The following is a 24,148-nucleotide window of genomic DNA, read 5'->3' as shown; positions in this document are numbered from 1 at the left end:
GGCATTCGGCCCCGCAGGCGGTTCGGCCATCAAGACCGGCGGATTCAACCGCCTGGCCGGAAAAAACGTGAATTAGGACACTGACAGACATGGCATCTACCGCCAATCCGACTCGCGACGATTTCGCGAAACTCCTCGATGAACAACTCGGCGGCGCCGACGGCGGCTTTGAAGGCCGCGTAGTCAAGGGCACCATCACCGCCATCGAAAACGGCATGGCCGTGATCGACGTGGGCCTGAAGAGCGAAGGCCGCGTGGCCCTGCGCGAATTCGCCCGCGGTGAAGACGATCAGACCCTCAAGGTCGGTGACGAAGTCGAAGTCTTCGTCGACCGCGTAGAAAATTCCGAAGGCGAAGCGATGCTGAGCCGCGACCGCGCTCGCCGCGAAGCCGCGTGGGACAAGCTTGAAAGCGAGTTCGGCGAAGGCAAGCGCGTCGAAGGCCGCATCTTCGGCCGCGTCAAGGGCGGCTTCACTGTCGACCTCGACGGCGCCGTGGCCTTCCTTCCGGGCAGCCAGGTCGACATCCGCCCGGTCCGCGACGTTACCCCGCTGATGGACATGCCGCAGCCGTTCCAGATCCTGAAGATGGACCGCCGCCGCGGCAACATCGTCGTGTCGCGCCGCGCGGTCCTCGAAGAGACCCGCGCCGAACAGCGCAGCGAACTGATCGATCGCCTGACCGAAGGCCAGGTCATCGACGGCGTGGTCAAGAACATCACCGACTACGGTGCGTTCGTCGACCTCGGCGGCATCGACGGCCTGCTCCATGTCACCGACATGAGCTACAAGCGCGTCAACCACCCGAGCGAAGTGATCGCCATCGGCGACACCGTGAAGGTCCAGATCATCCGCATCAACGCCGACACCCAGCGCATCAGCCTGGGCATGAAGCAGCTTGAGAGCGATCCGTGGGAAGGCGTTGCTGCCAAGTACCCGGTCGGCGCCAAGGTATCGGGCGTGGTCACGAACATCACCGAATACGGTGCGTTCGTCGAGCTCGAGGCCGGCATCGAAGGCCTGGTCCACGTTTCGGAAATGAGCTGGACCAAGAAGAACGTCCACCCGGGCAAGATCGTCTCGACCAGCCAGGAAGTCGAAGTTGTCGTGCTCGAGGTCGATTCCGACAAGCGCCGCATCTCGCTCGGCCTCAAGCAGGCTCAGGGCAATCCGTGGGAAGAGTTCGCCGACAAGCATCCGGTCGGTTCGACCGTCGAAGGCGAAGTCAAGAACGCCACCGAGTTCGGCCTGTTCATCGGCCTTCCGGGCGACGTCGACGGCATGGTCCACATGTCGGATATCGCTTGGGGCATCTCGGGCGAAGACGCGCTGGCGCTGCACCGCAAGGGTGAGCAGGTCAACGCGATCGTTCTCGACGTCGATGTCGAGAAGGAGCGCATCAGCCTCGGCATGAAGCAGCTCGAAAAGGGCGCTCCGGCGGCCGGCGGCGTCAGCAGTGGCGGTGGCCTGAAGAAGAATGACGTGGTCACCGTGACCGTCCTCGAAGTTCGCGATGGCGGCCTCGAAGTGCAGGCAGGCGACGATGGCGCGACGGGCTTCATCAAGCGTTCGGACCTCGGCCGCGACCGCGACGAGCAGCGTCCGGATCGCTTCCAGACCGGCCAGAAGCTCGATGCCATGGTCATTGGCTTCGACCGTTCGAAGAAGCCGAACTTCTCGGTCAAGGCGCGCCAGATCGCCGAAGAGAAGCAGGCTGTCGAACAGTACGGTTCGTCCGACTCGGGTGCCTCGCTCGGCGACATCCTCGGCGAAGCTCTGAAGAAGCAGTAAGCTTCTCTGGCATCGGCCAAAGCGAAAGGGCCCGTCCGCTCAACCGAGCGGGCGGGCCTTTCCTATTGGGGCCAGGCTTTCTAGACTCGGGCAATGGAAGCCAGCTGCCAGTGCGGAAACCTGCGCGCCGCGATCGATGATGGTGCCGAGCCGATGACCGTGCTGTGCCATTGTCGCGAGTGCCAGAAACGCACGGGCTCACCGTTCGGCGTGATGGCCTATTTCAGCGACGGAAGCGTGGCCCTGACAGGCGAGGCGCGCGAATACTCGCGGGCGACCGACGAGGGGAACAGCTTCACCACCGGCTTCTGTCCGCAGTGCGGCAGCACTCTCTACGGCCGCGCCAGCAAGTACCCCGGGATTACCGGCATAACGGTCGGCACCCTCGCCGACCCCGCCTTCCCGCCCCCTGCCCGCTCGGTCTACGAACACAGCCGCCATCACTGGTTGGCCTTGCCCGAAACGATACCGGGATTTGTCCGCGGGCGCGATGGAGACCGAAACCGATGAGAGCAACCCCTTTCCTGATGTTCCAGGGTGACGCGAACGGCGCCCTGGCGCTCTATCGCTCGGCTTTCCCCGACTTCGAGGAACTGCTGCTGCAGGAACACCCCGAAGGTCCGCAGGCCGGCCAGGTCGCAATGGCACGCATCCGTGTGGGCGGGCTGGAGATCATGCTTTATGACAGCGCGCCGGTCCACGCCTTCACATTCACCCCCTCGACCTCCATCTTCATCGAATGCGACGACGAGGCCCAATTGCGGGCCCTCGCCGAAGCGCTGGGCGACGGCGGCGGAGTCATGATGCCGATCGGCAATTATGGCTTCAGTAGGCTGTTCACCTGGCTCGCCGACCGCTTCGGGGTGAGTTGGCAATTGAACCTGAAATGAGGCCCATGCTCGAAATCCACCAATTCCCCTGCCTGAACGACAATTACGGCTTCCTCCTGCACGATCCGGAAAGCGGCGAAACCATCTGCATCGATACCCCGGACGCGGAAGTCTACCTGCGCGAGGCGGCGGCGAAAGGTTGGCGGATCACGCAGATCTGGAACACCCATTGGCATCCCGACCACGCAGGCGGCAATGCGGCGATCAAGGCGGCCACCGGTTGCACCATTGTCGCGCCTCGTCGTGACGCAGCCAAGATCGAGGGCTTCGATCGCACGGTGGCTAATGGCGACACGGTCCAACTCGGCAGTTGGATGGCCGATGTGATCGACGTCGGGGGCCACACGCTGGGCCACGTGGCCTATCATCTACCGCAGGCAGGCGTCGCGTTCGTGGGCGATTCGCTGTTCGCCCTTGGCTGCGGGCGGATGTTCGAAGGAACGCCACAGCAATTCTGGGCGAGCCTCTCGCGCCTCAAAGCCTTGCCGCCAGAGACGGCGCTCTACTGTGCCCACGAATATACCCAGTCCAACGCCCGGTTCGCGCTCCATGCCGATCCCGACAATATTGAATTGCAGCTCTACGCGCGCGAGATCGACGAACGCCGCGCTCGCGGGGAGCCGACGGTGCCTACGCAATTGACGCGGGAGCTGGCGACCAACCCCTTCTTGCGAGCCGATCAAGAGGGGATGCGTAATCGCTGGGGCGGCCTTGATCCAGTTGAGACTTTTGCTCGTCTGCGGGCCGCAAAGGACAACTTCTAAAGCAGCGTCCTAAGGGGCCGATGTCGCCCACCGCCTCAGCCCGATCTCTTGCCAGGGCCTCGTGTCCGGCAAGGCCGAGTAGCGAGTTTTGGCGCAGCCCTCGCCGCCGGTCGCCTTCCATTCTCGCCGCGGTCTTGTTCTTCCCGGCGTTAGGCCCGCATTCGCCAGCGGGGAAATAGCTGCGTCAGCTCCCCTCCCCCTTGCGGGAGGGGCTGGGGGTGGGCCAGTCAGGGCAAGCGCTACGCGTGCTTCGCGCGCACACACACACACACACACACACACACACACACCTAACCCCTCCCGCAAGCGGGAAGGGGATACCATCCAGATCCTCCCTGAGCTCGCTCGGGTAGGGGTACCTCTGACGAAGTCGGGGGTGGAGGGGCTCTCGCGCTGTTCCGCTTACCCCTCCGTCACGCGCTTGCAGCGCGCGCCACCTCCCTGAGCAAGCTCGGGGAGGATTGGCGACAAACTCAGGAAATTCCCACAGTCGAGCCGTGGGTTGGGATCAAAGCGAGGAAATCGCCTCGTCGACCAGCTTGCGGTCGGCCTCGGCATCGTGCTTCGCGGCGATCAGCCCGCGAGCGGCCTCGGTCGCCGCACGGGCAGCCTTGGCACGAAGTTCATCGACCGCGGCCCGCTCGGCACCGGCGATCTTGTCTTCAGCCATGCGTTCGCGGCGTCCGATCATGGCCTTAGCGTCGGCTTCGGCCTTGGCGACGATCGCCTCGGATTCAGTCTTCGCGTGATCGATCATCGCCGCCGCATCTTTCTCGGCATTGGCGATCTTGGCAGCATATTCCGCGCGCAACGCCTCAGCCTCGGCACGGAGTTTCTTGGCTTCGTCGAGCTGTTCGCGAATGGCGACGATCTTGGCGTCGAGCCCGCCGGTGATCAGCTTCGGCACGCCCTTCCAGACGAGGATGCCGATAAATACCAGCATCGCCAGGCTGACCCAGGCTCCGGGTCCGACAAAGCCGAACGCTACGGGTTCGGCATGCGCCCCTCCGTGACCGCCGGCATCATGCTCGACGGTCGCGTGGAGTTCGTGGTCGGCTGCGGGATTAGCCATTGGCAAGCGCCTTCTTCACAGCAGCAGAAATGGAGGTCTTGGTGACCTTCACTCCGGCAAGACGGGTAATGATGTCCTGCGCCGCTTCGCTGGCGACAGCTTCGATCTCCGCGGTTGCCGCACTGCGAGCGGCGGAAATCCGCTCCTCAGCCTCGGTCAGCCGGGCGTCGACCTTCTTCTGCGCAGTTGCCAGCTTCTTCTCGGTCTTGGCCGCGGCTTCCGCCTTGGCCTGAGCGACCAGGGCTTGGGCTTCAGCGCGATTTTCACTCTCGCGCTTGCGCCAGGCCGCTTCCTGTTCATCGGCCGCATCGCGCGCGGCTTGCGCCGCGGCGAGGTCGTCCGAAATCTGCCGGTCGCGCTGTGCGACGGTGTCCATCACCTTGGGCACCATGCCCCGACCCACGATGAAGAACACCAGGCCGAAGATGATCAGCAACCAGAAGATCTGGCTGGAGTAGGTTTCGGCAAGTTGCGCTATCTGTGGCATCGGAGCTTCCGGCAGTCAGTCAAGTCGTCAGATCGTCAGGCGACGAAGATCAGGATCATCGAGACGACGAACGCGAGCAGGCCCAGCAGTTCCGCCGCGGCGAAACCGATGAACAGACGGCCCTGCTGGCCATCGGCCGCGCCCGGGTTGCGCAGCGCGCCTTCGAGGAACGATCCGAAGACGTTACCCACACCGATGGCGGCCATGCCCGCACCGATTGCCGCGAGGCCGGCGCCGACCAGCTTGGCTGCTTCCATGTCCATGTCAAAACTCCTTTTCGAAACTCGTTGAAATCACTCAGTGAAGGTTTTCGGCGTCGTTGATGTACAGCGAGGTCAACAACGCGAAGACGTAAGCCTGGATGCCGGCGACCAGCACTTCGAGAGCGCAAATCGCCACCATCAGGATGAAACTCGGGATACCGATAAAGACACCCCAACCGGCGCCTGCATTGCTGCTGTCGATGACGAAGCTAGACAGCACTTCAAGCAACACGTGCCCGGCCATCATCGCCACGAACAGTCGCAGTCCGAGGCTGAACGGCCGCACCAGGAACGAGATCAGCTCGATCACCGGGATCAGCCACAGCAGCCAGATCGGCGTGCCATGCGGCACGAACAGCGAGAAGAAGTGCAGGCCATGGCGCCAGAACCCGACGATCAGCACGATCGAGAAGCTCAGGATCGCAAGGATACCGGTGACGGTGAAGTGGCTGGTGAAGGTAAAGGCATGCAGCCCCACGACCCCCAGCGGCAGAAGGCCGAGCATGTTCGCAAACAGGATGAACATGAACAGCGAGAAGATGTACGGCACGTACTTCTTGCCGGCCTTGCCGACGTTGGCAGCCAGCAGGTCGTCGATGAAGCCGGTGAAAGTCTCGACCGCCATCTGCCAGCGGCCAGGCACCAGCTGACGCTTCATGCCGCCCGCGACGAAGATCCACAACGCGACGGCGGAGATCGCCATCCACAAAGCGCTGTTGGTGAACGCAATGTTGTAGCCCGCAATCTCCCAATTCCCCGAACCGAACAGCGGCTCGATGGTGAACTGGTGCATCGGATCGACTTTGGCTTCGGCTGCCACTTGTCTACGTGTCCCTTAACATTGCGAACGCGGCGCCCACTGGCCGACCCAATTGCAGGATCAGTCGGGACGCCGGCTGGAAATCCGGATTATGTTCCTGAAGGCAACGACCGTCCCGAGGAACAGCATTACCAACAGACCCCAGGGCGATGTTCCGGCAAACTGGTCGATTACCCAACCAATCGCCGCACCGCCGAGCATCCCCCCCAGCAATTCCGCCAGGACGCGATTGCCAAGCTTGTAGCCTGGGTCCGCGCCCTGCACTTGCGGCCGGTTACGCTGATCTTCCCGCTCGCGTGCGGCCTTCAGCCGCTCCCCGAGCGCGTCAATCCGCGCATCCTCACCGATGGGGTCCCGTTCGGGCGTTTCGTCGCTCATGCTGGGCTCCGCTAGATTGGAGTTTCCGACACAGGCAAAGACCTGCCCGCCGAGGGCGCCGCCCCTTTAGAAAGGGGGTCCGCCCGAGTCAACCGATGCTAGCGATCTAGCGCCCGGCATGGTGTGCGCCGTTCGTGTAAGTCTCGGAAATCCTCGCCAGTTTCACACCGTCTGGGCAATCGTCCTGGCGAGCTCGAACTCCGTAAACGGTTTGGAGAGGCGCGGACGATCCAGCTCTTCGCCTTCAGGCAGGTCCGCAAAACCGGACACGACGATCACCTTGAGATCGGGCCGAATTTCGATCGCCTTCTCCACCAGCTCCCCTCCGGTCATGTTGGGCATCGCGTAATCCGTCACCATCAGATCAAAATCTTCGCGGGCCAGAAGCAGCATGGCGCTCGAACCGGAATCGGCTTGCTGGACCTGGTGACCCATGTCGGACAACATCGTAGCCGTATTGAGCAGAACGATCTCGTCGTCGTCGACCGCGAGGATTCGCAGCGCCCGTGCCGGCGAGGGTTCTTCCCTCACGACCTGAGGCACGGCCGGGGCTTCAAAGCTCGCTTCGGCGACGGGCAAGAGAATCTCGACCTTTGTTCCCTTGCCGGGTGAGCTTTCGATGTGCAGCCGGCCACCGCACTGTTCCACCATACCGTGCACCATCGACAGCCCAAGACCCGTGCCCTTTCCGACCCCCTTGGTGGTAAAGAAGGGTTCGGTAGCCCGGGCCAAGGTGCGGGCAGTCATTCCCTCACCCGGATCGACAACCGATAGACGGACATAGCCGCCGACCGCATCGGGCAGAATCGCCTCCTCGGCCGATATTCTTACCTCGCCCCCATCAGGCAGGGCGTCGCGCGCATTGACCACGAGATTCATCACCGCAAGTTCCAGCTGGGTCCTGTCGGCCAGCGCTGGGGGGAGCTTGAGAGGGAAGTCGGTCCTGATAGTGATTCCCGGCCCGATCGTCCGCTGCAGCATCTCGGCCATGCTTCGGACGGCATCGGGCAGATCGACGGCCTCGAGCGTCAGTTCCTGCTTGCGCGCGAAAGCCAGCATCCGCTGGCTCAACAAGGCGCCCCGTTCAGCGGCAAGCATCGCGTTTTCGACGAAACGCGTGATGTCGGCGCCATCGGCAAGGCGGCGTTGCGCCAGGCTGAGGCTTCCCAGGATCGCCGCGAGAATATTGTTGAAGTCATGCGCTACGCCACCGGTCAGCTTGCCGATGGCTTCCATCTTCTGTGCCTGGAAGAACTGTTCCTGAGATTTTTGCAACGCCTCCTGCGACCGTTTCCGCTCGGTCAGGTCGCGGGTGATCTTGGTGAAGCCGATCAGGGTGCCGCCGCCGTCGTGGATCGGGTCGATGATGACGTGAGCCCAGAAGCGCGACCCGTCCTGGCGTACTCGCCAGCCTTCAGCCTCGAATCGTCCTTCGTCCTTGGCGGTCCGGAGCGCGCGTTCGGGTACGCCGGCCTCCCGGTCCTCTGGGAGATAGAAGCGAGAGAAATGCTCGCCGATGATCTCGCATTCCTGGTAGCCTTTGAAACGCTGGGCACCGGCATTCCAGCTCGACACGCGGCCCGCAGGATCGAGCATGTAGATCGCATAGTCGGTGACCGACTGCACCAAGAGCCGAAAGCGCTCTTCGCTTTGACGGAGCGCTTCGTCGGCGTCCTTGCGTTCCGACAAGTCGCGAGTGACCTTGGCGAAGCCAACATGCTGGCCTTCTTCATCTCGGATCGGGTCGATAACCACGTTGGCCCAGAACCGAGAGCCATCCTGGCGAAGTCGCCATCCTTCGGCCTCGAACCGACCCTCCTCGAGCGCGGTCTTCAAAGCCGTTGCAGGAATGCCCTTGGCAAGGTCTTCTTCGGTATAGAAGCGGGAGAAATGCTGCCCGATGATCTCGGACGCACTATAACCCTTGAGCCGTTCCGCCCCGGCATTCCAGCTGCTCACGATGCCCGCGGGGTCGAGCATGTAGATCGCGTAGTCCGTGATGCTCTGTACGAGGAGATCGGCGCGACCCGAATTTAACGTTTTAACTGACATTCTTAAGCCACCGCCCCCTTATGGGAGCAGAAAGCCCGACTTACCGGATCGTTCCACCGAAAGATTTCACGGAGAGACCCGACGTTGGGCGATCAGGGACAGCGTGCGTCTCGCTGAGGAGCGCCCGCGCCCCGCGTTTGCCACGTGCCGTTGGGCGCCTGGTACTTTTCGCCGGGCTGGGTTCGGCCAATGAGCACGCATCCCTGCGTCAGGGCATAGGCCTCCAACGTGGCGTTTTGAGCTTGCGCCCGCTCCGCGTAATTCGCGCGGCGCTTGATGTTGATGTCGGCGACCATTTTCTGGATCGAGGCTGGCTGATCGCCAACGACACCGAGATATCCGTCGGTCTTCTCGCCCACCTGGCCTGCCTGGCGCGCGGCCTCGTAAGCCGGATCCCGCTGTGCGAAAGCGGGCGCGGGCAAGGCAAGACCGGCCGCGAGCAGGCCTGCCAACAGCGTCTTGGCGAGGTTTTGCGAATAGGAGGCCATGTCAGAAAATCTCCGGGTTATCGTCAATGTTCTGCTGGACGTCAGTCGCCAGCCGGTAAATCACTTCCTGCGTGATGTTGATGTTGAGTTCGATCACGATCGGCTTGTCGGGCGCATCGACAGTGATGCACCCCCCAGCCAGCGCCGAACCCAGCACCGCCACCACACCCGCTATTGCCCTGCGCTTCCCCGTCATCGGGGGTTTATGCGCCGCGCCAGCGGGCTTGGTCAATTTCGCAATTCTCATGGCATTTCCTCGCTTTCGCGGCGCTGAATGACAGCTTCATCTGCGATTGGGTCTTTTGGCGGCTCCGGAACGGACGGCGTGCCGTTGCTCCGGGGCTCGATCGGTTTGCCCTGGGCATCGATCAGGCCGATTTCCCGCGGATCGCGAATGGCCGCTGGGTCGTAGAGAGAGCGCGAGACTCCGATCAGTTGATAGAAGGGCGCGCGAATGTTGACGTCCACCCTGATCGGCAGCCCGGCGATGGCATTGGTGATGAGATTCTTCTTGGCTCCCACTCCCTGGCTCACGCCGTCGAGCCGCACGCGAGTGACGATTTCGCCGGTCAGCGAGCCATCCATCTGCACTCGCATCTGGCGGTAATCCAGGGAACGGAGCGCATCGAAGGCAAGATTCGCAACCGCGCCAAGATCCTCGTAAGTGAGCTCGCCAACGTAGGAGACGTTGCCGCCCGGTGGCCGGGAGGTCAGCAGTCCGCCCTCCACACGGCCGTTGCCCAGGGTATCGAACACCAGAGGCACCGTACCGTCAAAGGTCCCGGTGGCCGCCATGTTGTTGAGCTCCATACGCTCCACGAAGCGGCTGGCATCAAGGCCTTCGATCTCGAGCACGTAGCGCCGCTCCTCGGGAACGCCGAAACGGATTTCGACTGGTTGGAGCCTCAGCGTCCCGCCCAGGAAGGGCCATGATCCGCCCTCGACGCCGAGGATCTCCCCATTGTGAAGGGCGAACCGGATTTCCCCGTCGTTGATCTCGATCCCCGGGTTGATCGAGGCGACCCTGATGCTCTGGCTGGGCGCCGTGGTCAGGCCCAGGAGATCGGTGAACTCCACCGTGCCCGACGCCCCTTTCACCGGACCGAATGCCGCCGCGAAATCGAGAGATTCGCTCGTGAACCGACCGCTGCTGGTGATGCCTTGCTCGTCCCAGTCGATCCGGCCGGTCCCGGTGACAGTGCCTTTCGCGAGGGCAATGACGCCTTCGGCCCGGCGAGTAAGATCGAGCGGCTGCAACGCGCTGTCGAAGACCAGTCCCACCACCGCCAATTCAGCGTTGCCGCGGCCCGAGTTCAGGTTATGGACGAGGTCCACCCGGGCCACTTCGCGGCCGCTCTTCGGTTCGCGCAGCACAGTCTCGGCGGTGATGCGGTTGTCGATTAGCGCCAGACCCGCTTCTTCAGCCGACAACGGTTCGAACCGCGCGGGATTGATCCGATCGACCAATTGGAACCGGGCATCGCCGATGGTCATGCGCCCATCGGCATAGCGCCAGTTTCCTTCCGCTCCGAGAAGGTCGAGTTGGACCGCACTAAGCCGAATATCGGCACCGGTGAACTTGCCCGCGATATCCTTGTCGACCTGAGCCGAGAGATCGCTGATCGCGAAAGTTGAGGCCGTGGCGGCCGGTCCGAGCGACACCAACACCTGCTTCGCCGATATCGCGCCGGGGTAGGCAAAGCCGATGGCTCCGGAGCGTATCGAGATCGGGGTCTCTCCCAGCCGCCCCGCAAGTTGCAGCGAGGGGGCGCCCGCAGCAACACGCAACCCGCCGCTCCCGAAGCGAACGATCGGCGTGCCCCGCGCCGGGCAGAGGGTGAGACGATGGCGGCCGAACGTGAGGTTGGCGACCTGCAGGGCTTCGAACCGAAGCTCCGTACAATCATGCCACAAGGCGAGCCCTGCCGAGGGGCTCCAGTTGCCCGAAACCGGCATGAGCAACCTCTCCGCCCGCCCTCCGGGAAGCGCGCCGCTCGCGATGATCTGTCCGGCGAAACCGACAGTGCCGTTTTGCCTGCGCGTCAGGGCTAGTTGCGGGATCGCCAGCCGCGACGAACCCACCGCGTATTCGGCCATGCTGAGGCGCAGTTCGAAGCCCCCCTTGGGGTCCTGCTCCATCCGCCCGGCGATGCGGGGAAATCCCGCGCCACCCGTAGAGAAGTTCCCAGCTAGCCGCACGGCCTCGGTGCCGCCGGTCGCGTACTGGAAGCGGGAGAGCGACAGCAACGTAGCCCCGTCCCTGCCTCGCAAGTAAGCGTCGGGAACGACGACGCTGGTGCGATCGCCGGTGCGGCGGACCGTCACATCGGCGACCAGCCGGTTGCCGCCTTGGTGGCTTGCGAGTTGGCGCCTTACCTGTTCGACCAGCGGACCCAGGAGAGTGTCTCCGGCCGATTTCGCGGCATCGGCCAAGGTGCCGTCGAGCCCGCTCCCGAGACCCACGCCACTGCCGTCGACCTGGGTCTCGATCTCGATCCGCTCGAAGTTTCTCCGGGCTCTCAGCGAGCCGTCGAGTTCGAGCCGCGCGGCGACGGCCTGACTCGAGGCGAGACCGCTTCCGGCCAATTCGTAACGGGCGGTCAGGCCGTTGTCGCGCCAGGTGAAGCGACTCGTCCCCGTGAGCCCTGAGAGCTGGGTCGCCGCAAAACGCGTCGCGCCGACATCGAGGCCCAGTTGCCCCTCGAACACCTGAAACGCCTCGTCAGCCCGAACATCGACCTGGAATCCGGCACGAGCCAATTGCAGCTGCTGATCCGGACAAGAGACCGCTCCCAATCGAAGCGGGCCCTTGAACGCCGGACGCCGACCTTCGATCGCAACGGTGCCATACAATGTGGCGCGCACCGGGCTGCATCCCGGAACGGCGAGCCTCGGAGCCATAGCGCCGAGTTCTCCCTTAAAGCCGCCCTGAAGGTGGCCCTTGCCGTCGAGCTTGAGCCCGACAGGACCATAATCCCCTTCGATCAAGGCCCGCCCATCGATCAAGGTCAGACGCATGTCGGGAAACTCAAAGGCGCGTTTTTCGCCTTCGAACAGCAGCGGATCAAGCGCGCCGAAGCTGAGCTTGCCGTCGATGTAGGTGCCGAACAGACGGGGCCGAACCACCCGGACGCTCTCGATACGCGGTAGCCACAGGCCGTAGCCGATCGTTACTTCCGCACGCTCGATGGTGAGGTCTGGACGCTTCGGATCGCCCACGACGACGTTGCGAAGCACTTCGCGGTGCCCGCTGATGCTTTCTATCTCGTAGGTCGCCTGGATGCCGCGCTTCGCCAGTTCGCTGGATATCAGGCTGTCAGCCAGGTCCTCGCGGCTGATCCACGCGATCAAAACGCCGAGAGAAAGTAGCGCCGCCAAGGCGAGCAGCACCCAGCAGCCGACGCGGCGACGCGGGCGCTCGGATATCGGGTCTTCAATCTCGGCTTGCGTCGCCATTGCCGGCACACTTGCGCGCAAGCCTTCGCAAAGGCAATGCAGGAAGCTCGCATGAGGGTTGCATTTGTCCGGCGAAGAGACTGATTTGAAGGCGAAAGCACCGCACGACAGTGCCGGGCATCGCGCTCGATTGCGGCAGCGGCTGCTCGATGGCGGAGCCGAAGCGCTCGCCGATTACGAGGTGCTTGAGTACCTGCTGTTCACCGCCCTCCCTCGCGTCGACACCAAGCCGATTGCCAAGGATCTGCTCGCCCGGTTCGGCTCGCTGGCGGCGGTGCTTGATGCTGAACCCAGCGCGCTCAAGCAGGTCAAGGGTATCAGCGACGTCGGCGCCGGGGCGCTCAAGATCGTCGCCCTGATCGCGCGGCGCATGGCCCGAAGCGAAGTGCGCGAGAAGCCGGTGCTGGGAAGCTGGCAGGCGCTGCTCGACTACCTGACCATCGACATGGCGCACCTGACGGTCGAGCGCGTCCGGGTGCTCTATCTCAACACGCAGAATCGGCTGATTCTCGACCACCATGTGGGCGACGGTTCGCTCGACGAAGCTTCGGTCCATCCGCGCGAGGTGATCCGCCGTGGCCTCGACATCGGAGCGGCCGCGCTGATCCTCGTGCATAACCACCCCAGCGGAAACCCGGAGCCGAGCCGCGCGGACATCCTGTTGACCCAAAAGATCGCCGAGGCGGGGCGCCACCTCGGCATAGTCGTCCACGATCACCTGATCATAGGCCGCGATGGCCACGCTTCCTTGCGGGCCAAGGGCCTGATCTAGCCAGCCTTGATCCCGTAACGCGCATAGAGACGCTCGAGCGAAGGCTGCCGGGCGAGCGCCTCGCGAATGTCATTTTCCCCCTCACGGTTACCCATCTCGCGCTTGACCACGCCGCGCATGAACAGCGCAGGCGCGAGTTCCGGACTGACTGCCAAAGCGGCCTCGAGGTCCTTTAGCGCGTCGGCGTAGCGACCCAGGCGATAGTAACCCATGGCCCGGCTATCGAGCACGGGTGGCGAGAACACCGCCTTCTCGACCGCCTGGGTGCACAAGTCCGCCAGTTCCTCGGCACGGAAATTCCACGTGGCCTGATACCAGCACTTGGCGTTGAGCATGTCGGGGTCGTTGGGCCGCTGGGCCAGAAGGTCGTCGATACGGTCGAGACCTTCTTCCTTGCGGCCCAACTGGGCTTCGAGCTCGCTGACCGCCATCGCGATGGCGCGCTGCTGTTCGGCGTTGCCCGCCTGCTCCTCAAGCATTGAGATCGCCTCGTCCGCTCGGTCAAAATAGGGCAGGATGTCGGCCAACGCGAAAGCCGCCGTCAGCGACGGTTCGAGTTCCCACGCCTTTTCCGCATCGGCCAGCGCGTCTTCGAGTGTCCCCGCTTCCGTGCGCAAGGCGGCGCGCATGAGATAATCGTCGGCGTTTCCTTCGCGGTCGATCACCGTGTCGAGATCGGCCATGGCGCCTTGCCAATCCCATGTCGCGGCGCGGAACTGCGCCCTGCCGCGGTAGATGTCGAGATCGTCGGGCTCACGTTCGATCAGCCTGGCATAAGCGGCCTCGATCGGGGTGAACCGCTTGCGGTCCTGGCGTGACGCGGCCTCATAACGGCGCTGGGCATCGGCAGGCGCCCGCAGCACAAGCTGCGAATTGCCAAAGCGCGCGGCCTTCTGTCGCTCGGCGGCGACCTCCGCAGGCGCGATCTCCCCGCCCGGCCACGACGCGCGATCGGAAATGGTCAGGCGGCCACCGGCCAGCGCTGCCGCGCGGTGGAGGCGGATCTTCGCGATCTCGGCATCGAATGATGGCTTGCCTTCGATAGCATAAGGCTTGGCGCTCTCCGGCAGGAGCACGGTTATCTCGTTGTCCTCGGAATAAGGACCGGGCACCGCCACCGGAATATCCCGCCAGGCAGCGCGGGCGCGATCGGGGCGGAATTGAACCGACTGGGTCGCCAGCCCGAACTTACGGGTGCCGACGCCGCGGTCCCATTCCCAGGGAGACGTCATCAGGCCCTTCACCCTGATCGTCGCCGTGTTGCTGGCTTCGTCATAGGTCAACTGGCCGTCATAGACCTGACCGTCACCCAACTCTCCGCGAGCGAAGTCCTGGATGTAATGCTGCGTCTGGTCATCCGCCGTCTGCCCGATCACCGCGCGATACCGCGCGGCGTTGCCTCCGGTGAGTGTCCATTCGGCCTCGAACAAAGCCGGCACGTCGAGGCCCGCGCGATGATCGAAGGTGATCTTGCCGACCTGGTCATAGGCCTGCTGCGGCCGCTGCAGCATCGGCATCAGGTCGGCTCCCGCCAAACGCAGCGGCAAGGCGTAGTGGAAGTCGGGAACCTCCCGCACGACATCCATGCTCGCCCCGTAGTTGGTGCCGTCCAGCCAGAAATCCTCGCCATCGATCACGGCGTGCACGATGACATGATCGAACGCGCCGGGCATGGGCAGCATGCCCGGGATCGCGTCGCCTATCGACGAGGAAACGGTGACTGCCTCCGCGTCGATCCCCATCTCGCGCAGCATGGCGAGCAACAGCAGCGTCTTGGCCTTGCAGTCGCCGTAGCGCATGTCCCAGGTCTGTTGCGGCGACTGCGGGATGTAGTTTCCGCCCTCCATGCCGTTGAGCATGTAGGCAATCTCGTCCTGAACCACCCTCAAGGCGGCCACGGCCCGCTCCAGCGGCCGCGCATGGGCGGCCTCGATCCGTTCGACTTCTCGGGCGATCGGGCTGCCAGGAGCGATCGTTCCCTCGGTCGCGAACAGGGGCGCCATCACGCGGCTGACCTCCGGCCAATCGGCAAACGTGCCGACCTGCAGCAACGGCGGCATGCGATAGCGGAGCGGAGCGTCGTCCGGCATCGGCGGCGCTTCGGCCAGCGGCACCTTCAGTTCCAGGGTGGCGAACCCGTCTCGCACGACGGGTTCAGGCACGGAGACGCTCTGCGTCGCCGTCCATTTGATATCGGCATCAGCTGGCCAGGACATCCTGACCCGGCCAAACTTCGCTTCGGTCGGCGCGGAGGGAAGCACGGCCGTTGCCTGGACTTCCTTGTCGAGCGCCTGGTCGGACAGGCTGATGGTATAGCTGACACGCAGCACGTCACCCACCCGCAAGCCGGGAACGGCCAGGGTGGCGGTCCGCGAACCGTCAATCATCCGCTGCTCCAGCTGGCGTTCGCGCCGTAAGATCTCGAACTTGGCGCCCTGGCCCAGCACGTCGATAACCGACCCGTTACGGACGATCGACACGCGGTGGACGATCAGATCACCCTTGTCCGGCAACCATCCGGCTTGGATCGTGCCGATTGCGGTTAGCATCTGGGGATTGTCGATCCGCACCGCACGGTCGGCGTAAGTCCACAGCCGTCCCTCGTCGATCCGCCTCTGGTCATCGAAAATCAGGAGCGGCGGGCCGGGCCGGACTTCGGGCAGACTCGCTTCGACGACCCAGGCGGGCGCGGGCTCATAGAGCACCTCTTGTCCAGCGAGCGCGGGATTTCCCCACGCCAAAGCCGTCAAAACCAGCAAGCCAGCTACACTTCGCCCAGTCACGTATCGCATGTTCCCCCTACGCCCTCTCCGAGGACGGATTCGCGGCGATATCACCATGGCGCCGGTCCGAATGCAATTGGGGTGGGCCCTTACCCTTGCCATTCCGACAGTCGCGGCTTAGCCGCGCGGTAAAGCTAGTATTCGGAGTTGAAGATGGTCCCCCGCTACGCCCGCCCCGCCATGACCGCGATCTGGGAGCCCGAAGCACGCTACCGCATCTGGTTCGAGATCGAGGCCCATGCGACCGAGAAGCTCGGCGAACTCGGCGTGGTGCCCGAAAGTGCGGCCACCGCGCTGTGGGACTGGTGGAAGACCAACCCGAAGATCGATGTCGAGGCGATCGACGCCAAGGAAGCGATTCTCAAGCACGACGTGATTGCCTTCCTCGACTGGGTGGCAGAGCAAGTCGGGCCCGAAGCGCGCTTCATGCACCAAGGCATGACGAGCTCCGACGTGCTCGACACCACGCTGGCGGTGCAACTGGCGCGAGCGTCCGACATCCTGCTCGAAGATATCGACCTGCTCTTGGCCGCGCTCAAGCGCCGCGCCGAAGAGCACAAGTACACCCCCACCATCGGGCGCAGCCACGGCATTCATGCGGAACCGGTGACGTTCGGCCTCAAGCTGGCCCAGGCCTACGCCGAATTCAGCCGCTGCCGCACGCGCCTGGAAGCGGCCCGCGCCGAGATCGCGACTTGCGCAGTCAGCGGCGCCGTCGGCACCTTCGCCAATATCGCGCCGGCTGTTGAAGAGCACGTGGCGGAACGGCTCGGCCTCGCTCCGGAGCCGATTTCGACGCAGGTCATCCCGCGCGACAGGCACGCGATGTTCTTCGCCACGCTGGGCGTCATCGCCAGCTCGATCGAACGCGTAGCGATCGAAGTTCGCCACCTGCAGCGCACCGAAGTGCTCGAGGCGGAGGAGTATTTCTCGCCCGGGCAAAAGGGCTCGAGTGCGATGCCGCACAAGCGCAATCCGGTCCTGACCGAGAACCTCACCGGCCTCGCCCGCGTGGTCCGCGGCGCCGTTACGCCGGCGATGGAAAACGTCGCGCTGTGGCACGAGCGGGATATTTCACATTCGTCGGTCGAGCGTTTCATCGGGCCCGACGCGACGATTACGCTCGACTTCGCCCTCGCCCGTCTCACCAGCGTGGTCGACAAGCTTCTGGTCTACCCGGAACGGATGCAGAAGAACCTAGATCGCATGGGCGGCTTGGTCCATTCGCAGCGTGTGCTCCTGGCCCTGACCCAGGCCGGACTGAGCCGGGACGACGCCTATCGCCTGGTTCAGCGTAACGCCATGAAGGTGTGGGAATCGGATGGCGAGCTTTCGCTGCTCGAACTGCTGAAGGCCGATCCTGAAGTTTCGTCCGCCCTTTCCGCCAGCGAACTCGAAGAGAAATTCGACCTCGATTATCACTTCAAGCAAGTCGACCGAATCTTCGAGCGGGTGTTCGGTTGATTGGTAGTGGACTTCCCTTCCCGGCTCATTCGCATTAGGCCAACGAGCAGCGAAGGAGCGTGGGCATGAAAATCGTTCGCACGATAGTGTGGGTCTTGCTGGTAGTCGCCCTGTTGATCTTCTCGATCAACAACTGGGACCCGATAGTCGTCAAGATCTGGGAAAACCTGGTCGTCGAAACGAAGATACCCGCTCTAGTGGTGGTTTCCTTCCTGATTGGCTTTGTCCCCATGTGGCTGCTTCATCGCGCCAGTACCTGGAACTATCAGCGGCGGATCACTTCGCTGGAAAACGCCGCCAAGACTGCCGCGATGACTTCCACCCCACCACCGCCTGTCGCCGAACCGGTCGTCGAAGACGAGAATAAGTCGTTAGCCCCGTGAGCAACCCCATTTATCTCGCGCTCGACCTGCCGCAGCTCGATGCGGCGCGCGCGCTGGCCGAAAAGGTCAAGGATCACGTCGGCGGACTCAAGCTGGGGCTGGAGTTCTTCTGCGCCCACGGCCATCACGGCGTGCACGAGATTGCCCATGTCGGCCTACCGATCTTTCTCGACCTCAAGCTGCACGACATTCCCAACACCGTCGCGGGTGCGATGCAGGCGATCCATGTCCTCGAACCTGCCATCGTGACCATTCATGCCAGTGGCGGACGGGCCATGATGGAGGATGCGAAGGCCGCGGCGTCCGCCAACACCAAAGTCGTGGCGGTGACGATGCTGACCAGTCTGGACGAGCGTGACCTCAAGCGAATGGGCGTCGACGGCAGCCCGCACGATCAGGTGCTGCGCCTGGCCGAGCTGGCCGAAGTCGCCGGTCTCGACGGGATCGTGTGCTCGGGACAAGAGGTCGACGCGGTGCATCGGCAATGGCGGGACGGCTTCTTCGTCGTCCCCGGCCTGCGCCCCGCCGGTAGCGGCACGGGCGACCAGAAGCGCGTGGTCACCCCTCGGCAGGCGCGGGACGACGGCGCGAGCGTGCTGGTGATCGGACGCCCGATCAGCCGGGCCGAAGATCCCGTGGCAGCGGCAAGGTCCATCGCGGCCACGCTCTGACCTCACCTCTTTCGGACTCGGCTCCGTTGTCCTAGGGCGCTCGCATGCCTGAACCCCAGATCAAGATTTGCGGGCTTTCGACGCCCGAGACGATCGATGCGGCCGTTGCCGCGCGAGCGACGCACATCGGTCTCGTCCACTACGAACCGAGCCCGCGCCATGTCACGTTGGAACAGGCGGCCGCGTTGCGCGCTCGCGTCCCGGTGGAAGTGAAAGTGGTGTTGCTGCTGGTCGATACCCAGCCGCAGGCGCTGGTCGAGGCCGTCCAGGCCGTGCGCCCGGACGTCGTCCAGTTCCACGGCCGCGAGGCGCCGGAATGGCTCTCGCTGGTGCGTCAGTACAGCCGCGGCCTGGCTTTGTGGAAAGCGATCGGTGTCAGCGATGCCGGCAGCCTGGAGCGGGCACAACGCTACCGTGATGTGGCCGACATGGTGCTTTACGATGCCCCCGCAAAAAAGCTTCCCGGTGGCCAGGGTCTGGCCTTCGACTGGTCCTTGCTGGGTGGCTTCAAGCACGAAATGGCATGGGGCCTCGCGGGCGGTCTGGGCCCGGACAACGTCGCCGATGCCATCCGCCTGACGGGCGCTCCCCTGGTTGACGCCTCGTCCGGGCTCGAAAGCGCGCCGGGGGTCAAGGATCTGGCCAAGATCGCGGCCTTTTGCCGTGCAGCCCAAGGCGCATGAAGAAGGGGCGGCCCGCAAGCGGACCGCCCCCCGAAGTTTCTTTGATCTAAGAGATCAGAAACGCATGCCGACGCCTGCGGCGACCACGTTCGAGTCGGTGCCTTCAAAGAAGAAGTGACGGTAGCCGACCTTGCCGTAGACGTTGCCCGACAGCGGCTGCTCAACACCCAGACCGACGTGGACTGCATCGGTGCAGAAGTCGCAGGTCAGGTAGCTGTAGCCGCCGTCGACGAAGAACTTGGCGTTGCCTTCCTTCATGCCGAGGCGGGCGGTGCCGCCGAGGACGACGCCCGAACCGTCGACGAGAACCTTGTCGACCGATCCTTCGAGACCGATGAACGCGCCCTCGCTGATGTCGTAGTCGTAGCCGGCGGCAGCGCCGACCATGGCTTCATTGCTCTGGTTTTCGCCGAACGTCAGGCCACCACGCGCTTCAACGCGGAACTCGTTGGCGGCAGCCGGAGTGGCGGCGACCAGAGCGGCAGCAGCGGCGAACAGGGCAACTTGAATCTTCACTTATTTTTCTCCTTCGAGCGGGACGTTGCACTGTTGTGCCGCCCCACCGGTATGCCGCACCCCATGGCGGCGGAGCGGCCCTCTAGCGACCCGCCAGCCGAAAGCCATTTGGAAAACCGAGGCGATTCCAGTTTGTTAGAATATGTTGCCCTTAAGCATCAGCAGTGTGGCAATGTTGCCGTATCCACCCTCTGCACGCTGTTTCTGGACAAGGCGGATTGGCTCTGCCAAGCGACGGGTCAATCATGACCAATCAACCCAACTCCTTCCGCAACCAGCCTGACGAGCGCGGGCATTTCGGGCAGTTCGGCGGACGCTATGTCGCCGAGACGCTGATGCCGCTGATCCTCGACCTGGAGAGTGAATACCGGGCGGCCAAGGCCGACCCGGCGTTCAAGGCGCAGTTCGAAGACCTGCTCGAACATTACGTCGGCCGCCCAAGTCCGCTCTATTTCGCAGAGCGGCTGACGGAGCACTTCGGCGGCGCGGAAATCTGGTTCAAGCGCGAGGAGCTGAACCACACCGGTGCGCACAAGATCAACAACTGCATCGGCCAGATCCTGCTCGCCATCCGTATGGGCAAGACACGGATCATCGCTGAAACCGGCGCCGGCCAGCATGGCGTTGCTACCGCCACGGTCTGCGCGCGGTTCGGCCTGCCCTGCGTCATCTACATGGGCTCGACCGACGTCGCCCGGCAGCAGCCCAACGTGTTCCGCATGAAGCTGCTCGGCGCCGAGGTTGTCCCGGTCGAAAGCGGCGCCAAGACGCTCAAAGACGCGATGAACGAGGCGTTGCGCGACTGGGTCGCGAACGTCCACGACACGTTCTACATCATCGGCACCGCCGCCGGTCCGCACCCCTATCCGGAGCTGGTCCGCGACTTCCAGAGCGTGATCGGCCGCGAGGCGCGCGAGCAGATGCTCAAGCGTACCGGGGTCCTGCCCGACTTGCTGATCGCTGCGGTGGGTGGCGGCTCGAACGCGATCGGCCTGTTCCACCCGTTCCTCGACGACCCCGAGGTCGCCATGATCGGCGTCGAAGCCGCCGGTCATGGGATCGAGAGCGGCGAGCACGCCGCCAGCCTGACAGGCGGCTTCCCCGGTATCCTGCACGGCAACAAGACCTACCTGCTACAGGACGAGGACGGTCAGATCACCGAAGCGCACTCGATCAGCGCCGGGCTCGACTATCCGGGCATCGGGCCAGAACACTCCTGGCTGCATGAAAGCGGCCGGGTGAAGTACCTGCCGATCACCGACAACGAGGCGCTGGAGGCGTTCCAGCTATGCTGCAAGCTGGAGGGGATCATTCCCGCTCTTGAGAGCTCTCACGCCCTTGCCGCGCTGCCCAAGCTGGCGAAGGAATACCGCAAGGATCAACGGATCCTGGTCAACGTCTCGGGACGAGGCGACAAGGACATCTTCACCGTGGCCGAGCATCTGGGGGTCAAGCTGTGACCGCGCGCCTCACCTCCGCCTTCGCCAAGGGCCGTCCCGCGCTCGTTTGCTTCATCACAGCGGGTGACGGCGACACCGCCGCCAACCTCGATGCATTGGTCGAAGGTGGCGCCGACGTGATCGAGCTCGGCATGCCCTTCACCGATCCGATGGCCGACGGCCCCGCGATCCAGGCGGCCAACTTGCGCAGCCTCGGCAAGGGGACGAATACGCGTGAAGTGCTGATGATCGCCGACGAGTTCCGCGAACGTCACCCTGACGTGCCGCTGGTGCTGATGGGCTACGCCAACCCCATGGTCCGCCGCGGGCCGGAATGGTTCGCGGGCGAGTGTCATGGCTGCGGCGTCGATGGCGTGATCTGCGTCGACATTCCGCCAGAGGAAGACGATGCTCTCGGCCCGGCCCTGCGCGAGAAAGGCGTGTCGATGATCCGCCTCGCCACCCCCACAACCGATGCCAAGCGTCTTCCAGCCGTGCTCGAGGGTTCGTCGGGCTTCATCTACTACGTGTCGGTCGCCGGAATTACCGGCAAGCAGCAGGCCGCGCTGGGCTCGATCGAAGAGAACGTTGCCCGCCTCAAGCACGCGACCGACCTGCCAGTCGTCGTCGGCTTCGGAGTTCGCACACCTGAGCAAGCCGCGGCCATCGCGCGCGTTGCCGATGGCGTCGTGGTCGGCTCCGCACTCGTCGAGCTGATCGGCGAGCATGGGGAAAACGCCCCCGAACACGTCCGTCGATTGACATCAGAGCTTGCAGCCGCGGTCCATTCGGCGGCAAGGGAGGCCGCATGAGCTGGTTAACCCGCGTCCGCAATGCGCTGCCCTTCAGCAACAAGCGCGAAACGCCCGACAACCTGTGGGTCAAGTGCCCGCGTTGTCACGACATGCTCTTCAGCAAAGAGTATGAGGCGAACCTCTATGTCTGCCCGCGCTGCGAATATCACGGTCGCATCGGCGCGGACGCCCGGCTCGGCCAGCTGCTGGATGAAGGCTTCGAGCTGCTACCTGCGCCGCAAGTGCGCGAGGATCCGCTCAAGTTCCGCGACACCAAACGCTATTCCGATCGCTTGAAGGCAGCGCGCGCGGCCAACCCGCACAATGATGCCTTCACGGCCGCCTTTGGCCGGATCGAAGGATTGCCCGCTGTCGTCGGGGTGCAGGACTTTGGCTTCATGGCGGGCTCGATGGGCATGGCCGTGGGCGATGCCTTTTGCGCGGCTGCGGCCAAGGCTCTGCAAGAGCGTTGTGCCTACGTCGTTGTCACGGCTGCGGGCGGCGCCCGGATGCAGGAAGGCATTCTCAGCCTGATGCAGATGCCCAAGGCGACGGTGATGACACGGCGGCTCAAGGAAGCGGGCCTGCCGTACATCGTCGTGCTGTCCGATCCCACGACCGGCGGCGTCACCGCCAGCTATGCCATGTTGGGCGACGTCCACATTGCGGAGCCCGGCGCGCTGATCGGCTTTGCCGGCCAACGCGTGATCCAGGACACGATCCGCGCGCAACTCCCCGAAGGATTCCAGCGCGCCGAGTACCTGCACAAGCACGGCATGGTCGACATGGTCGTCAACCGCCACCAGCTGCGCGCGACCCTGGCCAACCTTATCGATTACCTGGCCCCGGCCGAAGCCGCCGCCTGACCCCAAACCGTCGCCATGAAAGACTTTGCAGCCTCCGAAAATCCGGCGGTCCAGGCTCAGCTTGACCGCCTGGCCGCGCTGTCGTTGCCCCAGGGCCGCCTTGGCCTTGAGGTCATTCGCGAGCTGCTGGCTTTTCTTGGCGATCCGCAGAAGCGCTTGCCGCCGGTGTTCCACGTTGCCGGGACCAACGGCAAAGGCTCGACCTGCGCCTACCTGCGCTCGATCATGGAGGCCCAGGGCCTCACGGTCCATTCGGCGATCAAGCCGCATCTGGTGCGCTACAACGAGCGCATCCGCATCGCCGGGAAGCTGGTCTCGGACGAGGAACTCGCCTCGCTGCTCAAGGAAGTGCTCGATATCGGCGAGGGCCTCGGCCCCAGCTTCTTCGAGGTGACCACCGCCGCCACCTTCCTGGCTTTCGCCCGCCATCCCGCTGACGCCTGCGTGATCGAGGTCGGCCTGGGCGGCCGGTTCGACGCGACCAACGTCATGGAACAGCCCGCGGCCTGCGGCATCGCCACGCTGGGCATCGACCACGAAGCCTTCCTGCTGGTGCCCGAAGAGGGCGTGCCCACCGAACCGATGGTGCGCATCGCGTTCGAGAAGTCCGGCATCGCCCGCGCCGGATCGCCCTTGGTCACGCAAAGCTATGCCGGGCCACTTGAAGCCGAAATCGGGCGCATTGCAGGCCTGGCAGGTGCCCCGCTGTTTCGGCGCGACCACGAGTGGTCGGCGCAGGTCGGCGACACCATCGAGTACAGCGATAGCCGCGGCACGCTCTCACTCCCTCTCCCGCAGCTGCCCGGGAAGCACCAGGGCGACAACGCCGCCCTGGCGGTCGCCATGATCCGCCATCAGGATAAGGTCGAAGTCTCTGCCGAGGCGATGGCCGAAGGCATCCGCTCGGCTCGCTGGCCGGCACGCCTGCAGTTGCTTGCGCAAGGCCCCCTCACCGCGCTCACCCCGAACCGTGAGGTCTGGCTTGATGGCGGTCACAACGCCGACGCTGGCCTCGCCATTGGCCGCCACTTCGCCGGGCAAAGGCTCCATCTGATCATCGGCATGCTGGCCAATCGCTATCCGCAGACGATCATCGATCCGCTGGAAGGCAAGCTGGCCAGCGTCACCGCGGTCCCGATCGACGGCAGCGATTCCCACGGCGAGGCGGCTTACGGGGGCCGCGCGAACTGGGCGCCAGACGTGGCGACGGCGTTGCAAAGCCTGCCGAATGACGGCCTGCCCGTCCTGATCGCAGGATCGCTCTACCTCGCGGGCAAAGTCCTGGCGGCGAACGACGAGATTCCCGACTAACCCCCG

General features: G+C 64.2%; 24 protein-coding genes. 13 read left to right on the top strand and 11 right to left on the bottom strand.

The window, feature by feature from the left end:
* Positions 1 to 89: 89 nt before the first annotated feature.
* From rpsA to gloB, 4 genes are all read left to right on the top strand, one after another.
* A complete protein-coding gene (gene rpsA, locus KK137_RS03855) occupies positions 90 to 1,790 on the top strand; it encodes a 30S ribosomal protein S1 (RefSeq protein ID WP_214534709.1) in 1,701 nt (566 codons plus the stop codon).
* Positions 1,791 to 1,883: 93 nt separating this feature from the next.
* Positions 1,884 to 2,300: a GFA family protein gene (locus tag KK137_RS03850; protein WP_214534708.1), complete on the top strand. Its 417-nt coding sequence runs from the start codon at positions 1,884 to 1,886 to the stop codon at positions 2,298 to 2,300.
* Entirely contained in the window at positions 2,297 to 2,680 is a 384-nt protein-coding gene (locus KK137_RS03845; RefSeq protein ID WP_214534707.1) for a VOC family protein, read from the top strand. The genes KK137_RS03850 and KK137_RS03845 overlap by 4 nt, the downstream gene beginning before the upstream one ends.
* A 5-nt stretch (positions 2,681 to 2,685) precedes the next feature.
* Complete coding sequence (gloB, locus tag KK137_RS03840; RefSeq protein ID WP_214534706.1) at positions 2,686 to 3,444, top strand: hydroxyacylglutathione hydrolase; 759 nt, start codon at positions 2,686 to 2,688, stop codon at positions 3,442 to 3,444.
* 508 nt (positions 3,445 to 3,952) lie between these two features.
* Here the strand turns inward: gloB and KK137_RS03835 are convergent.
* The 9 genes from KK137_RS03835 to KK137_RS03795 form a co-directional block, all read right to left on the bottom strand.
* Positions 3,953 to 4,516: a F0F1 ATP synthase subunit B family protein gene (locus KK137_RS03835; RefSeq protein ID WP_214534705.1), complete on the bottom strand. Its 564-nt coding sequence runs from the start codon at positions 4,514 to 4,516 to the stop codon at positions 3,953 to 3,955.
* Complete coding sequence (locus KK137_RS03830) at positions 4,509 to 5,003, bottom strand: F0F1 ATP synthase subunit B family protein (RefSeq protein WP_214534704.1); 495 nt, start codon at positions 5,001 to 5,003, stop codon at positions 4,509 to 4,511. Before KK137_RS03830 ends, KK137_RS03835 begins: the two co-directional genes overlap by 8 nt.
* Positions 5,004 to 5,038: 35 nt before the next feature.
* Positions 5,039 to 5,266, bottom strand: coding sequence for a F0F1 ATP synthase subunit C (locus KK137_RS03825; protein WP_055918380.1), 228 nt, complete (start codon positions 5,264 to 5,266; stop codon positions 5,039 to 5,041).
* A 34-nt stretch (positions 5,267 to 5,300) separates the two neighbouring features.
* Complete coding sequence (locus KK137_RS03820; protein WP_214534703.1) at positions 5,301 to 6,086, bottom strand: F0F1 ATP synthase subunit A; 786 nt, start codon at positions 6,084 to 6,086, stop codon at positions 5,301 to 5,303.
* A gap of 60 nt (positions 6,087 to 6,146) precedes the next feature.
* Positions 6,147 to 6,464, bottom strand: a complete 318-nt coding sequence (locus KK137_RS03815; RefSeq protein ID WP_214534702.1) for an AtpZ/AtpI family protein — start codon at positions 6,462 to 6,464, stop codon at positions 6,147 to 6,149.
* A 162-nt stretch (positions 6,465 to 6,626) separates the two neighbouring features.
* Positions 6,627 to 8,516 (bottom strand): hybrid sensor histidine kinase/response regulator, encoded by a 1,890-nt coding sequence (locus KK137_RS03810; RefSeq protein WP_214534701.1) that lies wholly within the window; start codon positions 8,514 to 8,516, stop codon positions 6,627 to 6,629.
* 92 nt (positions 8,517 to 8,608) lie between these two features.
* A complete protein-coding gene (locus KK137_RS03805) occupies positions 8,609 to 9,004 on the bottom strand; it encodes a YdbL family probable chaperone protein (protein ID WP_214534700.1) in 396 nt (131 codons plus the stop codon).
* A 1-nt stretch (position 9,005) separates the two neighbouring features.
* Complete coding sequence (locus KK137_RS03800; RefSeq protein WP_055918364.1) at positions 9,006 to 9,200, bottom strand: YnbE family lipoprotein; 195 nt, start codon at positions 9,198 to 9,200, stop codon at positions 9,006 to 9,008.
* Positions 9,201 to 9,247: 47 nt separating this feature from the next.
* Complete coding sequence (locus tag KK137_RS03795; RefSeq protein WP_214534699.1) at positions 9,248 to 12,460, bottom strand: intermembrane phospholipid transport YdbH family protein; 3,213 nt, start codon at positions 12,458 to 12,460, stop codon at positions 9,248 to 9,250.
* A gap of 85 nt (positions 12,461 to 12,545) precedes the next feature.
* Here KK137_RS03795 and radC point away from each other — a divergent pair, with 85 nt between their 5' ends.
* Positions 12,546 to 13,232 (top strand): RadC family protein, encoded by a 687-nt coding sequence (gene radC / locus KK137_RS03790; protein ID WP_250893570.1) that lies wholly within the window; start codon positions 12,546 to 12,548, stop codon positions 13,230 to 13,232.
* Here the strand turns inward: radC and KK137_RS03785 are convergent.
* On the bottom strand, positions 13,229 to 15,937 hold the full coding sequence (locus KK137_RS03785) for a DUF3857 domain-containing protein (protein ID WP_214534697.1): 2,709 nt from the start codon (positions 15,935 to 15,937) through the stop codon (positions 13,229 to 13,231). The genes radC and KK137_RS03785 overlap by 4 nt on opposite strands.
* A 231-nt stretch (positions 15,938 to 16,168) precedes the next feature.
* On the opposite strand from KK137_RS03785, the gene purB reads away from it, so the two are divergent.
* The 4 genes from purB (at position 16,169) to KK137_RS03765 (ending at position 19,216) form a co-directional block, all read left to right on the top strand.
* Positions 16,169 to 17,479 (top strand): adenylosuccinate lyase, encoded by a 1,311-nt coding sequence (gene purB, locus KK137_RS03780; RefSeq protein ID WP_214534696.1) that lies wholly within the window; start codon positions 16,169 to 16,171, stop codon positions 17,477 to 17,479.
* Between the two features lie 65 nt (positions 17,480 to 17,544).
* Positions 17,545 to 17,862 (top strand): DUF1049 domain-containing protein, encoded by a 318-nt coding sequence (locus KK137_RS03775; RefSeq protein ID WP_214534695.1) that lies wholly within the window; start codon positions 17,545 to 17,547, stop codon positions 17,860 to 17,862.
* Entirely contained in the window at positions 17,859 to 18,533 is a 675-nt protein-coding gene (pyrF, locus tag KK137_RS03770; protein WP_214534694.1) for an orotidine-5'-phosphate decarboxylase, read from the top strand. Before KK137_RS03775 ends, pyrF begins: the two co-directional genes overlap by 4 nt.
* Before the next feature lie 44 nt (positions 18,534 to 18,577).
* Positions 18,578 to 19,216, top strand: a complete 639-nt coding sequence (locus KK137_RS03765; RefSeq protein ID WP_214534693.1) for a phosphoribosylanthranilate isomerase — start codon at positions 18,578 to 18,580, stop codon at positions 19,214 to 19,216.
* 54 nt (positions 19,217 to 19,270) lie between these two features.
* Here the strand turns inward: KK137_RS03765 and KK137_RS03760 are convergent, their stop codons facing one another.
* Positions 19,271 to 19,732, bottom strand: coding sequence for an outer membrane protein (locus tag KK137_RS03760; RefSeq protein ID WP_214534692.1), 462 nt, complete (start codon positions 19,730 to 19,732; stop codon positions 19,271 to 19,273).
* A gap of 245 nt (positions 19,733 to 19,977) precedes the next feature.
* On the opposite strand from KK137_RS03760, the gene trpB reads away from it, so the two are divergent.
* From trpB to KK137_RS03740, 4 genes are read left to right on the top strand one after another with little or no spacing between them, the layout of a single operon-like run.
* The gene (gene trpB / locus KK137_RS03755; protein WP_214534691.1) at positions 19,978 to 21,192 is read left to right on the top strand and encodes a tryptophan synthase subunit beta; all 1,215 of its coding nucleotides are present in this window, start codon (positions 19,978 to 19,980) and stop codon (positions 21,190 to 21,192) included.
* On the top strand, positions 21,189 to 21,983 hold the full coding sequence (gene trpA, locus KK137_RS03750; protein ID WP_214534690.1) for a tryptophan synthase subunit alpha: 795 nt from the start codon (positions 21,189 to 21,191) through the stop codon (positions 21,981 to 21,983). The genes trpB and trpA overlap by 4 nt, the downstream gene beginning before the upstream one ends.
* Entirely contained in the window at positions 21,980 to 22,831 is an 852-nt protein-coding gene (gene accD / locus KK137_RS03745) for an acetyl-CoA carboxylase, carboxyltransferase subunit beta (RefSeq protein WP_214534689.1), read from the top strand. The genes trpA and accD overlap by 4 nt, the downstream gene beginning before the upstream one ends.
* 15 nt (positions 22,832 to 22,846) lie before the next feature.
* Positions 22,847 to 24,142: a bifunctional folylpolyglutamate synthase/dihydrofolate synthase gene (locus tag KK137_RS03740; protein ID WP_214534688.1), complete on the top strand. Its 1,296-nt coding sequence runs from the start codon at positions 22,847 to 22,849 to the stop codon at positions 24,140 to 24,142.
* The last annotated feature ends 6 nt before the right edge of the window (positions 24,143 to 24,148 follow it).

The sequence above is a fragment of the Croceibacterium selenioxidans genome (assembly GCF_018599195.1).
GTDB classification, from domain to species: Bacteria; Pseudomonadota; Alphaproteobacteria; order Sphingomonadales; family Sphingomonadaceae; genus Croceibacterium_A; species Croceibacterium_A selenioxidans.
This window is presented reverse-complemented; position numbering and strand designations above follow the sequence as displayed.